This window comes from Rivibacter subsaxonicus (genome assembly GCF_004217215.1).
GTDB classification, from domain to species: domain Bacteria; phylum Pseudomonadota; class Gammaproteobacteria; order Burkholderiales; family Burkholderiaceae_C; genus Rivibacter; species Rivibacter subsaxonicus.
The window spans coordinates 740,147-753,107 of sequence record NZ_SHKP01000005.1; the positions used below are offsets into that span (position 1 = coordinate 740,147).

Here is a 12,961-nt window from a genome sequence, read left to right on the forward strand (position 1 = left end):
CGCCCCGCAGTCCTACGCCCTTTTGCGCTCCCGCCCCTTCCCCTCCCTCCAGGCGGGAGGGGTGGAGGGCACCCACCCTGTCCCTCCCGCCGGGCGGGAGGGGACGCGTGCCGGCGCCAAGCACCAAAGCGCTACGCGACATGTCGAAGGCCGTCGACGATGTCGATGCGGCTCATCTTCCAGGCCGGCCAGGCGGCGGCGACGACGCCGACACCGGCCGCGGCCACGAGCTGGAGCACGAGCGTGAGCTCGCTCAACTGGAACACCGGGAACAGCGTGCCGGCCGCGGTGCGGAATGCGGCCGCGAGCGGAAAGCTCAGCGCGATGCCGATCACGCCACCGATCAGCGCGATCAGCAGGCTTTCGCCAAACAGCAGCCGCACCACGAAGCCGGGTGGAAAGCCCAGCGCCTTGAGCGTGGCGTACTCGGCCAGCCGCTCGCGCGCCGTCATGCTCATGGTGTTGGCCATCACCGCCAGGATGATGAGGATCACGATCAGGCTGACCGCGCGGATGGCAGCGATGATCGCGTCGCTCATCGCGACGAAGCCGAGCTGGAAGGCCTTCTCGGTCTCGGTCAGCGTTTCGCCGAGCGAGTTCTGGAACAGCTTGTCGATGCGCTGCGAGACGCTGGCGGCGGCATCGGGATCGCGGATGCCGACGACGTAGACGCCAACGTAGTTGGCCGTTCCGGCGCCGCCACCGGCGCGCTGACGCATGCGCTCGGACAGCAGCTTCCAGTGGAACAGCATCTGGCTCTCGTCGGTGCTCGCGTCGGCACCGTCGTAGATGCCGCGCAGCGTGAAGTTCCACGTGCCCGGGTAGATGGTGCCGCGCAGCGGGATCTGGTCGCCGAGCTTCCAGCCGAACTTGTCGGCCAGCTTGCGGCCGACGATGGCGCCCTGGCGGTCACGAATGAAGGCAGTGCGTTCGGCGTCGCTGAGCTTGTACTCGGGATAGAGCGCCAGGTAGCTCTCCGGCTCGACCGCGAACTGTGCAAAGAAGTTGCGCTCGGTGATGTAGACGCCGCCAAACCAGTTGGCCCAGCTGACGCTGGAGACGCCGTCGACGGCCCGGATGCGTTCGGCGTAGTTCAGTGGCAGCGGAAAGGTCAGCGAGATCGCGTTGCGGGTGATCAGCCGTGTCGACGAACTCGCCTCGACGCCGGCGTACCAGGCGTCGACGATGGTGCGCAGCAGGCCGAAGGCGCAGACCGCGACCACCAGGCCGAGCAGCGTGAGCAGCGTGCGCAGCTTGTGGCGGAAGGCGTTCTTCAGCAAGAGGCGGAAGGTGAACATGCGCTCTAGGCCGCCTGCAACACGAACTCGACCTTCACCGCCTCGAACGGGAACACGATGCCGCCGCCTGCGGCGCGGTCGAGCAGGCCGGCATTTAGCAGCGCCGTGACGTCGCCGTGCACCGCCTTCACGTCGCGCTCGACGCGCCGCGCCGCCTCGCGGATCGAGACCGGCCCGGCGCCGCACAGCGCCTTGAGCAGCGCCCAGCGCTTGGCGGTGAGCACGCGCCACAGCAGCTCCGGGCTGGCAAAGCTGATCCGCACCGACTTCTCGGCCTTGCCGGATTGCCAGGTGCGCGCGAAGTCCGACATCGCTGCCGCGGGGGCGCGTATGGCAAGCGTTACTACCTTCATGCCTTCACCTCGTAGCATCGGTGCAAGGGCTTCGATCCCTCAGCCCGAACGGAGTTTGATCCGGCGGGCGGCAACTACCGCTCCGCCTCCTCGTCATCCACCAGCACCCCCTTCTCGAGGTGCACCATCCGCCCCGCCCGCGCCGCCGCCTTCGGGTCGTGCGTGACCATCACGATGGTCTTGCCGAGCTCAGTGTGGAGCGCGTCCATCAGGCTCAGCACCTCCTCGCCGGTGGCGCGGTCGAGGTCGCCGGTCGGCTCGTCGGCGACGATCAGGGTCGGGTCGCTGACCAGCGCGCGCGCGATCGCCACGCGCTGCTGCTGGCCGCCGGAGAGTTCGTTCGGGTAGTGGTCGAGGCGGTCGCTCATGCCGACCATGTCGAGCACCGCCTCGGCCTGCGCGCGCCGTTGCGAGGACGATAGGTTCGTCAGCAGCAGCGGCAGCTCCACGTTCTCGAGCGCGGTCAGCACCGGCATCAGGTTGTAGAACTGGAAGATGAAGCCGACGTTGGCGGCGCGCCAGTCGGCCAGCTCGCCCTCCGAGAGGCGCCCGATGTCGACGCCGCCGATCTCGATGGTGCCGCCGCTGGGCTTGTCGATGCCGGCGATCAGGTTCAGCAACGTGCTCTTGCCGGAGCCGCTCGGCCCCATCAGCGCGACGAACTCGCCGGCCTGTACCTCGAGGCCGATGTCGAGCAGCACCGGGATCGCCTGGCCGCCGCGCACATAGCCCTTGCTGAGCTGGCGGATGCGGATCAGCGGCTCGGCGCCGCCGTTGCTGGCCACGGCCTACTTCCCGGCGGCGATGCGAACCGCCTGCCCGTCCTTCAGTTCGGCCGGCGGGTTGAGCACCAGCTTGTCGCCGCTCTTGAGCGCATTGCCGCTCACCTCGAGCGACTCGCCGAGCATGCGGCCGGGCGTGACCGCCAGCGCCTGCACCACGGGCGCCTCGCCGTCCTTGCCCGGCTTGCCGACCCGGAACACCAGCTTCTTGCCGTCGCGCTCGACCACCGTGGCCGGGTTCACCGCGATCACGCTCCTGAGGTCGGCGTCACTCACCGCCTGCGACAGGAAGCTCACCTTGGCGCTCATGTCGGGCAGGATGCCGGGGTCGAGCTGCTCGAACTGGATCTTGGTCATCACCGTGGCCTTGGCCCGGTCCACCGTCGGCACGATGGTCGCGACCTTGCCGCGAAAGCGCTTGTCGGGCAGCGCATCGAGCGTGATCTCGACCGGCTGGCCGATCCTGGCCTTGGCGAGATTGCTCTCCGAGACGTCGGCCTCCACCTCGAGCGTGCCCATGTCGGCCATCGTCACCACCGAGCCGAGCGAGCCGGCTGCGCTGGAGAACGGCGTGATGATGTCGCCGACGTTGGCGTTCTTGACCAGCACCACGCCGTCGAAGGGCGCGCGAATCTCGGTGAAGTCGCGGTTGACCTGCTGCAGCTTCAACTGCGCCTGGCCCTGGCCCACGGCGGCCTGGGCCGACGCGATGGCGGCGCGCGCAGAGGCGGCCTTGGCGGTGCTCACATCGAGCGCGGCCGGCGACAGGAATCCTTGCGCCACCAGTTGCTGGTTGCGCTTGAGTTCGGCCTCGGCGTTGGCCGCCTCGGCCTGGGCCTGCTTCACGGCCGCCTCGGCCTGGCGCACGCCGGCGCTGGCGGCGTCGATCTGGGCCTGCACGTCGGAGGCGTCGACGCGAGCGATGAGGTCGCCCTTCTTCACGCGCGAACCCTCGCGGACGTTGAGTTCGAGCAGGCGGCCGGTGGCCTTGCTCGCAACCGCGGCACGCCGCTGCGCGACAACGTAGCCGGAGGCGGTGAGCTGCGCGTACTGCTGCGAGGGCGTGGAGAGCAGCACGCTGCTGGTCTGCACCTCGGGTGCGCGCGGTCTCAGTGCGACCGCTGCTGCTGCCGTGATGCCGACCGCGACCGCGATCCACAGCCCCCAGCGGCGGCGCTTGCGGCCGGGCTTGGGTCCGCCGCGGTCGATCTTGAGTTGCGAGAGCCTTGACGCAGGGTTTGCGGCGGCGGGGCTCGAAGCTTGGGCTTCACTCATGGGCGGCGCGGAGGTTGGGGCCGCCGCATTGTGTCCGAGCCCGCCGCGCCGCGGGCGGTCCGATCAGGGGGCGGCGCCGTCGATCACGCCGCCGCCCAGGCAGAGCTCGCCGTCGTAGACCACCGCCGACTGACCCGGCGTGACGGCCCATTGCGGTTCGTCGAAGCGCAGGCCGAAGCTGCCGTTGGCGTTGCCCGCCAGCGCGCAGGCGCTGTCGGCCTGGCGGTAGCGGGTCTTGGCGGCCAGCTGGCCGGCAGCCGGCGGTTGGCCCGCGACCCAGCTCGCATCCTCGGCGCGCAGCGAGCGCGACAGCAGCAGCGGGTGATCGTGGCCCTGCACCGCGACCAGCACGTTGCGCGCCATGTCCTTGCGCGCGACGAACCAGGGCGCGTGGTCGCCATCGGCCGCCGCCACCGGGCGCGCACCGCCGCGGCCGGGCTTGACGCCGCCGATGCCCAGGCCCTGGCGCTGGCCCAGCGTGTAGAAGCTCAGGCCCACATGCTCGCCGATCACGCGGCCGCGCTCGTCCTCGATCGCGCCCGGCTGGTTGGCCAGGTAGCGCGCCAGGAACTCGCGGAAGGGCCGCTCGCCGATGAAGCAGATGCCGGTGCTGTCCTTCTTCTTCGCCACCGGCAACCGGATTTCCTCGGCGATGCGGCGCACCTCGGTCTTGGGCAGTTCGCCGACCGGGAACAGCGTCTTGCTCAGCTGCGCCTGCGTCAGCCGGTGCAGGAAGTAGCTCTGGTCCTTGGTGGTGTCGAGGCCCTTGAGCAGTTCATGGCGCTGCGCCGCTTCGTTCAAGCGAACGCGCGCGTAGTGACCGGTCGCGATTTTCTCGGCGCCGAGGCGCAACGCGTGGTCGAGGAAGGCCTTGAACTTGATCTCGGCGTTGCACAGCACGTCCGGGTTGGGCGTGCGGCCGGCCTGGTACTCGCGCAGGAACTCGGCGAAGACGCGGTCCTTGTAGTCGGCCGCGAAGTTGACGTGCTCGATCTCGATGCCGAGCACGTCGGCCACCGAGGCGGCGTCGAGAAAGTCCTGGCGCGAGGAGCAGTACTCGTCGTCGTCATCGTCTTCCCAGTTCTTCATGAAGATGCCGACCACCTCGTGGCCCTGCGCCTTGAGCAGGTGTGCGCTGACGGCCGAGTCGACCCCGCCGCTCAGCCCCACCACCACCCGTTGCTTCTTCTGGCTCGTCATGCTCAGGATTTGATCTCAGGCTGGTAGATGCTGGGGTCTACCCAGACCGAATCCAGTGGCAGCGTGCGGCCTTCGCGGTCGCTGCAGATGCACTTCCACAGCAATGGGCTGCGGTGGCGCGCGCGCTCGGCGTCGATCTCCGCCGGGGTCAGCCACAGCGTGCGCACGATGCCATCGTCAAGCTTGCGGCCGGGCTCGGGCTCGCCGACGCTGCCGACGAAGGCAAAGCGCAGGTAGGTGATGTCCTCGCCGGTGGCCGGGCGCCGGAAGCGCGACATGCAGACCGGCAGCATCGCCGTCGGCGTGAAGCGGCAGCCGGTCTCCTCGAGCACCTCGCGCTGCACCGCCTCGATCAGCGACTCGCCCGGCTCCAGGTGCCCGGCCGGGTTGTTCAGGCGGATGCCCTCGCTGGTGTGTTCCTCGACCAGCAGGTAGCGGCCATCGCGCTCGATGACGGCGGCCACGGTCACGCTCGGGCGCCAGCGCCTGTCGCCGGGATCAGCAGTGTTTTGCATGCGGCGATGCTAACGAGGGCCGGCGCGCGTCAGTTTCTGTAAGGTAAGCTCGCCTGCAAATTCAAGGGGGCCACGAGCCTGCGGCCGGGCGCGGCGTCGAAGACGATGCCGGGCACCGCCCCGACCCGCGAGAGATGATGATCGGGCCATCCGCGCCGCAGGACTGCGCGGGGCACCATGTTGCTGGAGGAGAGCTCACATGCTGATCGGAGTACCCGCGGAAACCGCCGCCGGTGAAACCCGGGTTGCCGTCACGCCGGAGACCGCCAAGAAGCTGGTCGGCCAGGGCCACCTGTTGCGCGTGCAGTCCGGCGCCGGCCTGCGCGCCAGCGCCACCGACGCCGCCTACACGGCCGCCGGGGCCGAGATCGTCGACGCCGCCGGCGCGCTGGCGGCCGACCTCGTGCTCAAGGTGCGCTCGCCGAGCGAGGGCGAGCGCGCGCAGATGAAGCCGGGCGCGGCGCTGCTCGGCATGCTCGACCCCTTCGACAAGGCCGGCCTGCAGGCGCTGACCGACGCGCGGCTCACCGCCTTTGCGCTCGAGGCCGCGCCGCGCACGACGCGCGCGCAGAGCATGGACGTGCTGTCCTCGCAGGCCAACATCGGCGGCTACAAGGCGGTGATGATCGCGGCCGACAACTACCCGCGGCTGTTCCCGATGATGATGACCGCGGCCGGCACCATCAAGGCCGCGCGCGTCGTGATCCTGGGCGTCGGCGTCGCCGGGCTGCAGGCGATCGCGACCGCCAAGCGCCTGGGCGCGGTGATCGAGGCCAGCGACGTGCGGCCCTCGGTGAAGGAGCAGGTCGAGTCGCTCGGCGCCAAGTTCATCGAGGTCGCCTACGAGACCGCCGAAGAGAAGGAAGCGGCCGAGGGCGTCGGCGGCTACGCGCGGCCGATGCCGCCGAGTTGGCTCGAGCGCCAGAAGGTCGAGGTCGCTAAGCGCGTGGCCGCGGCCGACGTGGTGATCTCGACCGCGCTGATCCCGGGCCGGCCGGCGCCGGAACTGATCACCGAGGCGATGGTGCAGAGCATGAAGCCGGGCTCGGTGATCGTCGACATGGCGGCCGGACGCGGCAACGGTGGTGGCGGCAACTGCCCGCTGACCGAGGCCGGCAAGACGGTGCTCAAGCACGGCGTGACGATCGTCGGCGAGACCAACCTGCCGGCCCTGGTCGCGGCCGACAGCAGCGCGCTCTACGCGCGCAACGTGCTCGACTTCCTTAAGCTCGTGCTCGAGAAGGACGCTGCCGCGCTCAAGATCGATCTCGAGGACGACATCGTCAAGGCCTGCCTGATGTGCCGCGACGGCACGCTACTTAGAACTTGAGGAGCCAAGATGGAAGCCGTCTCTCCCACCGTCATCAACCTCATCATCTTCGTGCTCGCGATCTACGTGGGCTACCACGTGGTGTGGACCGTCACGCCCGCGCTGCACACGCCGCTGATGGCGGTGACCAATGCGATCTCGGCGATCGTCATCGTTGGCGCGATGCTGGCCGCGGCGCTTACCGAGACCACGCTCGGCAAGAGCATGGGCGTGCTGGCGGTGGCGCTGGCGGCGGTCAACATCTTCGGCGGCTTCCTGGTCACGCGCCGGATGCTGGAGATGTTCAAGAAGAAGGACAAGAAGGGAGACGCCAAGTGAGCCTGAACCTCGTCACCCTTCTCTATCTCATCGCCAGCGTCTGCTTCATCCAGGCGCTCAAGGGCCTGTCGCACCCGACCACCTCGATCCGCGGCAATCTCTTCGGCATGGTCGGCATGACCATCGCCGCGCTGACCACGGCGGCGCTGATCGTCAAGCTCGCCGGCAGCGGCCTCGGCCTGGTCTGGGTGTTGCTGGGCCTGGTGGTCGGCGGCAGCTATGGCGCCTGGCGCGCCAAGACGGTCGAGATGACCAAGATGCCCGAGCTGGTGGCCTTCTTCCACAGCATGATCGGCCTGGCGGCGGTGTTCATCGCCATCGCCGCGGTGGCCGAGCCCTGGGCCTTCGCTATCGTCGAAAAGGGCGGCCCGATCCCCGGCGGCAACCGCATCGAGCTGGCACTCGGGGCCTTCATCGGTGCCGTCACCTTCAGCGGCTCGGTGATCGCCTTCGGCAAGCTCTCGGGCACCTACAAGTTCCGCCTGTTCAAGGGCGCGCCGGTGGTCTTCCCGGGCCAGCACTGGCTCAACCTCGGGCTCGGGCTGGCGGCGCTGTTCTTTCTGTTCGGCTTCTGGCATTCGCAGAGCCCGATCGACTTCGCGCTGATCTGCGCCTTGGGCTTCATCCTCGGCGTGACGATCATCATCCCGATCGGCGGCGCCGACATGCCGGTGGTGGTGTCGATGCTCAACAGCTACTCGGGCTGGGCCGCGGCCGGCATCGGCTTCTCGCTCAACAACCCGATGCTGATCATCGCGGGTTCACTGGTGGGCAGTTCGGGCGCGATCCTGAGCTACATCATGTGCAAGGCGATGAACCGCTCGTTCTTCAACGTGATCCTGGGCGGCTTCGGCGGCGAGGCCGCCGCTGGCGCAGCAGGTGCCGCCGAGCAGCGGCCGGTCAAGAGCGGCAGCGCCGACGATGCGGCCTTCGTGCTCGGCAACGCCGAGACCGTGATCATCGTGCCGGGCTACGGCCTGGCGGTGGCGCGTGCGCAGCATGCGGTCAAGGAACTGGCGCAGAAGCTGATCGCCAAGGGCGTGACGGTGAAGTACGCGATCCATCCGGTGGCCGGTCGCATGCCGGGCCACATGAACGTGCTGCTGGCCGAGGCCGAGGTGCCCTACGACCAGGTGCACGAGATGGAAGACATCAACGGCGAGTTCCAGCAGGCCGACGTCGCGATCATCCTCGGCGCCAACGACGTCGTGAACCCGGCCGCGTTGACCAAGGGCAGCCCGATCTACGGCATGCCGATCCTCGAGGCCTACAAGGCGCGCACCGTGATCGTCAACAAGCGCTCGATGGCAGCTGGCTACGCCGGCCTCGACAACGAGCTGTTCTACATGGACAAGACGATGATGGTCTTTGGCGACGCCAAGAAGGTGGTCGAGGCGATGGTGAAGGCGGTCGAGTAGCGAAGCTCCGGAAACCTGTCTTCAAGCAAGTTGAAATAGACGACGCGTCTAATCCAATTTAGCCGCTAATTTGGATTAGCATTGGCTGCTATTCCAATCTCACCCGCTGAATGAACCGTATCCCGACCGGTCGGCTCGAACCCACCGTAGCCGCCGGCATGGCCTGTCAGGGCTTCGTTCCCGATCCCTTGCCGCCGCGTCCGCCGCTGACCGTCGATGCCGCGCTCCAGCAGCGGCTGGATGATGCTCACCTGGCGCTCGGCAGGCTCGACAGCCTGACCACCTTGCTGCCGGATGCGCAGACCTTTCTCTACAGCTACGTACGCAAGGAGGCGGTGCTGTCGTCGCAGATCGAGGGCACCCGTTCGTCCTTGTCGGACCTGCTGCTGTTCGAGGAAGAGGCAGCACCGGGTGTGCCGATCGATGATGTCTCGGAAGTCTCGTGCTACGTCGTCGCGCTCAATCGCGGCATTCAACGCCTGGCCGAAGGGCTGCCGATCTCCTCGCGCCTGATCCGGGAACTCCATGCCGAGCTGATGCAGTCCGGCCGCGGCGCTGGCAAGGCTCCGGGCGAATACCGGCGGGTGCAGAACTGGGTCGGTGGCATGACACCCACTTCGGCCGAACTGGTGCCGCCGCCGCCCCAGTTTGTCGAGTCCTGCATCGCCGATCTGGAGCGCTTCGTCAACGACGTGCCGCAGCGGCACCCGCCACTCGTCAAGGCCGCATTGGCGCATCTTCAGTTCGAGACCATCCACCCCTTTCTGGACGGCAACGGCCGCGTCGGACGGCTCCTGATTCCGCTGTTGCTGATGAAAGAGCGGGTCCTGCAACAACCGCTGCTCTACCTGAGCCTCTACTTCAAGGTCCACCGCGCGCGCTACTACGAGTTGCTGTCCGAAGTGCGCCGAACGGGCGACTGGGAAGCCTGGCTCGGCTTCTTTGCCGACGCCGTCACACATTCGGCCACGCAGGCGGTTCAGACCGCACGCGCGCTCACCGACCTGGTAACGGTCGACCGCAAGCGCATCGTCACGCTCGGCCGGCATGCCGCCAGCGCCATGCTCGTCTTCGACACGCTGGCGCGGCGGCCGGTGCGCAGCATTCCGCACGTCTGTGCCGAAACACAGCAGAGCGCCACCACGGTCGGCACCACCATGCAACGCTTGACGGAGATCGGACTGGTTCGCGAGCTGACCGGACTCAAGCGCAATCGCGTGTTCGGCTACATCGCGTACCTCGACCTGCTAAACCGCGAGGCATTGTTCGACGCGCCGCGCGCAGCGCCTGCCTCACCCTCGATCTGAACTCATCGGCGATTCATGCCCACCCTCGACTGGCTCAACCGCGACGCCGCCTTTCGCATTGCCGAGCGCGTGCCCACCCCGCGTGTTGCGCCCGCACACGGCGGGCTATCAATTCGGCGAACCCGGCAGCACCGACACCCTGCTGATCCGGGGCGACAACCTTGAGGCGCTGAAGGCGCTGTTGCCTCTCTATCGTGGCCGCGTGAAGTGCCTCTTCATCGGCTCACCGTACAACACCGAGAGCGCGTTCGCTGCCGGCACGCCGGTCGAACGGCGCCGCTGGAGCCGAAGGGCACCTTCAGGCAGCCGCTTCGGCCACGACCATCAGCATTTCAGCAACAACGGAGAAGCCGTCCTCGTCCTCGCCAATGTCGATGACGATCGGTTCGAACTCGGGCCGATCGGAGTCAGGGTGCAGGGTAATGCGTTGGTGTCTCCAGTCACCGTACTCGGCAGGGATCTTCTCGCTCGCGTAGCGTTTGATGGTGTATCGCCCACCTGTGTCCGGGTCGGAGATGCTGCGATGCTGAACCACCACCACTTTGCCTTCGCGCGTCCCCGCTGGGTTTGCGCGGAAGAGGCACCACGATCCATTCGGGATGCTGCGGTTCATCGATTCACCCACGACCTGCGCGACAAACAGGCCGGGTTGCGGGCGCACCCAATCGGGAAGAGCTACCCAATCGTCCGCACCGTCCCCGAGGGCCTGCGCGTCGGAAAAGGCGCCGGCAGCAATACGCAGGTCGATGAGCGGCGCCGCCACCACGCCCGCGGCACGTTCCTCCTTCGAGACCCGTCGCAAGGGAATGACGTTCGACGGAGCATGGACCGCCACCGAGGAGACAGCTTCCGCGACGTCAGTGAAAGCGGTCTCCGACACTGTCTGCAACCGGGTGCGCAGGTATGCCGCCAGCGGCGCGTCGACGCAGTACACGTAGCACCCCTTCATACCTCGGGTCATGAGGGTCCGGTACGTGTTCTTGACGATGGTGTCGGCCAGGGCGCGGGCCCCCTCGTGTTCGGCCTTCAGCATCTGCTTGAGCCCCTTGACCGTCTGGTCCGAGGACGCCCGCTTCGTCGCGTCGGTCACGATGCGCCCGTCGCGGTAGGCGAGATCCGGGCCGATGATGACGCCGACGTAGTCCAACTCGAGCCCCTGGCAGGTGTGGATGCAGCCCACTTGCTCCACTGACCCCAGGGCCACGATCCACAGGCTGCCGTCCTTGTCCAGGTTCCAGCGGCGTCGATAGTCGAACTGGGGCAGTTCGATGTCCCAGGCTTGCGCATCCTTCCTGCTCGGCCACTTCCAGCAATATCCCGCGACAACGCGCGACCGGTTGTTGGTGCGGTTCTTCAGTTCGACCAGCGCGTGCAGTTCGGCTGGGTTGTCGAAAACACGAAAGTCGTACTCGACGGCATCGAGGGTTTGGTTCGCGGTCGGGCGTATGTCGAGCGTGTCGTCGAGCCACGCAAGATAGCCGTCGGACCCATTGCATCTAAATTGCGACGAGAGTTCGAGCTCGGTTACCTCGGCGCCGAACTCATGGGCGCAGCGTCGAAGTTCTTCAGTGTGTCCAATATCGAGCAGCGTGACCCGCTGGTCGTCATCGACAAAGAAGACGGTGCAGCGAGCGGACCGGATCAACTCCTTCACCTGGTTGTCGCCGAGGTTGCGGTACAGGCCGCTCTTCTCGTTGAGGCGGTGGGCTTCGTCGACGATCAAGGTGTCATAGGTGTCGGGTTGGTCGTTGACGAACGCGCCGGAACCGCTGAACAGGTTGCTGATTCGCGTCTTCGTGAACGTGCCAGTCAAACGTGCCTCGTACACCGCACGTGGCGCCGCGTTCTTGGATACGTAACGCGCGTTTCGCTTGCGCCCGATGAGGGCTCCAAGCAGGTTGATGGCAACGACCGACTTGCCCGTCCCCGGCCCACCCTGAACGATCACGACCTGCTTGCGCTGCACGGCGCGCGCATCGACTTGCAGGATGCTCTCGTGCACCAGCTTTTGGTCGTCGATCAACACGAACTCAGGCTTGCCCTGGAGCAGTCCGGCCACGCTGTCGATCAGCATCTTTGACGGCCGGATGCGCCCGTTCTCGATCGCGTACAGCGCGCCCTTGCGGTCGCCATGGCACACATGCTCGCGGATGAAGGCCTGCAGCTTTGAGCGCTCGCGCGCCAAGAACAGCGGCGCACGCGCCAGGTGGTCACGATAGTGCGGGTGATCGATCTCACCGTCGCGCGGGTGGTTGTGCAGGTAGGCGCAGGGCTGCAGCGTCATCGCGCCGTCCTGCACCGCGGCGTTGAAGTCCTGCAGGTAGGCGGCATAGGACCACGCCTGATACGAAGGGTGCGGGCCTTCGCGCTCGCCCGCGCGGCCACCGCGACGCGCCCAGACGATGGCGTCTTTGTCGCTGCGCCGCGACTCCGACCACTGCTTGAGCTCGACGATGATGACCTTGGTGTGCGCAGCGGCGTCCTCGCCGGTGATGACAAAGTCGATGCGCTTGGAACTTTGCGGAAGTTGGTACTCGATGGCCACGCCCGCGTCGCCCGGGATCTCCTCATCGTGCAGCACCTTGGCCATCTCCAGCAGGGAGTGCTTCCAGGACTGGATTTCGGATGGCCCTACGCCTCGGCCAGTCGCGTCGCGGAACTGCCGCGACACGATGTCTTCGATGTCGTCGTGGAGTGCGTGCTGGAGGAACAGGCTCTTCGTGGCCTGGTAGATGATCACGGGTGCTTCCTCTATGGCGCCGCACTCATAGTTCGTCGTACTTCTTGCTGCTACCGCGCGCCCGGTCGACCGGGTACTTCAACTCGTTGAGCTTCAGCTTCGACTGCGCTGCCGCGATGGGGTCGATGCCCAGAGCGGCCGCCAGCTGAATCAAGTACAGCAGCACATCCGCAAGCTCGGCACCCACGGCGTCTCGCTTGTCAGGCGCCAGTTCGCGGCTCTGCGCTTCTGACATCCACTGAAAATGCTCCAGCAACTCCCCGGCTTCCACCACGAGCGCCGATGCGAGGTTCTTCGGGGAATGGAATTGCTGCCAGTCGCGGTCTTTGGCGAACAGGTCGAGTTGCTGTGCGAGTCGGCTGAGGGAGTCAGTCATGGATTTTCGAGCGTGCAACTACAGCCAGCTACGGTCGGCTGGCTCCAAT

At 67.1% G+C, this 12,961-nt stretch carries 12 protein-coding genes; 4 read left to right on the forward strand and 8 right to left on the reverse strand.

Annotation, left to right across the window (positions count from 1 at the left end; all coding sequences use genetic code 11):
* Positions 1-131: 131 nt before the first annotated feature.
* The 6 genes from EV670_RS09420 to EV670_RS09445 all read right to left on the reverse strand — a co-directional run bounded on the left by EV670_RS09420 (position 132) and on the right by EV670_RS09445 (position 5,423).
* On the reverse strand, positions 132-1,298 hold the full coding sequence (locus tag EV670_RS09420) for an ABC transporter permease (RefSeq protein ID WP_130431576.1): 1,167 nt from the start codon (positions 1,296-1,298) through the stop codon (positions 132-134).
* 5 nt (positions 1,299-1,303) lie between these two features.
* Positions 1,304-1,609: an HVO_A0114 family putative DNA-binding protein gene (locus EV670_RS09425; protein ID WP_207225037.1), complete on the reverse strand. Its 306-nt coding sequence runs from the start codon at positions 1,607-1,609 to the stop codon at positions 1,304-1,306.
* 116 nt (positions 1,610-1,725) lie between these two features.
* The gene (locus tag EV670_RS09430) at positions 1,726-2,436 is read right to left on the reverse strand and encodes an ABC transporter ATP-binding protein (protein ID WP_130431578.1); all 711 of its coding nucleotides are present in this window, start codon (positions 2,434-2,436) and stop codon (positions 1,726-1,728) included.
* Between the two features lie 3 nt (positions 2,437-2,439).
* The gene (locus EV670_RS09435; protein ID WP_130431579.1) at positions 2,440-3,708 is read right to left on the reverse strand and encodes an efflux RND transporter periplasmic adaptor subunit; all 1,269 of its coding nucleotides are present in this window, start codon (positions 3,706-3,708) and stop codon (positions 2,440-2,442) included.
* Between the two features lie 63 nt (positions 3,709-3,771).
* A complete protein-coding gene (gene mnmA / locus EV670_RS09440) occupies positions 3,772-4,908 on the reverse strand; it encodes a tRNA 2-thiouridine(34) synthase MnmA (RefSeq protein WP_130431580.1) in 1,137 nt (378 codons plus the stop codon).
* A 2-nt stretch (positions 4,909-4,910) separates the two neighbouring features.
* On the reverse strand, positions 4,911-5,423 hold the full coding sequence (locus EV670_RS09445) for an NUDIX hydrolase (RefSeq protein WP_130431581.1): 513 nt from the start codon (positions 5,421-5,423) through the stop codon (positions 4,911-4,913).
* Between the two features lie 199 nt (positions 5,424-5,622).
* Here EV670_RS09445 and EV670_RS09450 point away from each other — a divergent pair, with 199 nt between their 5' ends.
* The 4 genes from EV670_RS09450 to EV670_RS09465 all read left to right on the forward strand — a co-directional run bounded on the left by EV670_RS09450 (position 5,623) and on the right by EV670_RS09465 (position 9,796).
* Entirely contained in the window at positions 5,623-6,753 is a 1,131-nt protein-coding gene (locus EV670_RS09450) for a Re/Si-specific NAD(P)(+) transhydrogenase subunit alpha (RefSeq protein WP_130431582.1), read from the forward strand.
* Between the two features lie 9 nt (positions 6,754-6,762).
* Positions 6,763-7,071: an NAD(P) transhydrogenase subunit alpha part 2 gene (locus tag EV670_RS09455; RefSeq protein WP_130431583.1), complete on the forward strand. Its 309-nt coding sequence runs from the start codon at positions 6,763-6,765 to the stop codon at positions 7,069-7,071.
* Entirely contained in the window at positions 7,068-8,489 is a 1,422-nt protein-coding gene (locus EV670_RS09460) for an NAD(P)(+) transhydrogenase (Re/Si-specific) subunit beta (protein ID WP_130431584.1), read from the forward strand. Before EV670_RS09455 ends, EV670_RS09460 begins: the two co-directional genes overlap by 4 nt.
* 110 nt (positions 8,490-8,599) lie before the next feature.
* Positions 8,600-9,796 carry a Fic family protein gene (locus EV670_RS09465; protein WP_130431585.1) on the forward strand — a complete coding sequence of 399 codons (1,197 nt, stop codon included), beginning with the start codon at positions 8,600-8,602 and terminating at the stop codon, positions 9,794-9,796.
* A gap of 298 nt (positions 9,797-10,094) precedes the next feature.
* Here the strand turns inward: EV670_RS09465 and EV670_RS09475 are convergent, their stop codons facing one another.
* Together EV670_RS09475 and EV670_RS09480 are read right to left on the reverse strand one after the other, a co-directional pair.
* Positions 10,095-12,536 (reverse strand): DNA/RNA helicase domain-containing protein, encoded by a 2,442-nt coding sequence (locus tag EV670_RS09475; protein WP_130431586.1) that lies wholly within the window; start codon positions 12,534-12,536, stop codon positions 10,095-10,097.
* A 25-nt stretch (positions 12,537-12,561) separates the two neighbouring features.
* Complete coding sequence (locus tag EV670_RS09480) at positions 12,562-12,912, reverse strand: nucleotide pyrophosphohydrolase (protein ID WP_130431587.1); 351 nt, start codon at positions 12,910-12,912, stop codon at positions 12,562-12,564.
* Positions 12,913-12,961 lie beyond the last annotated feature (49 nt).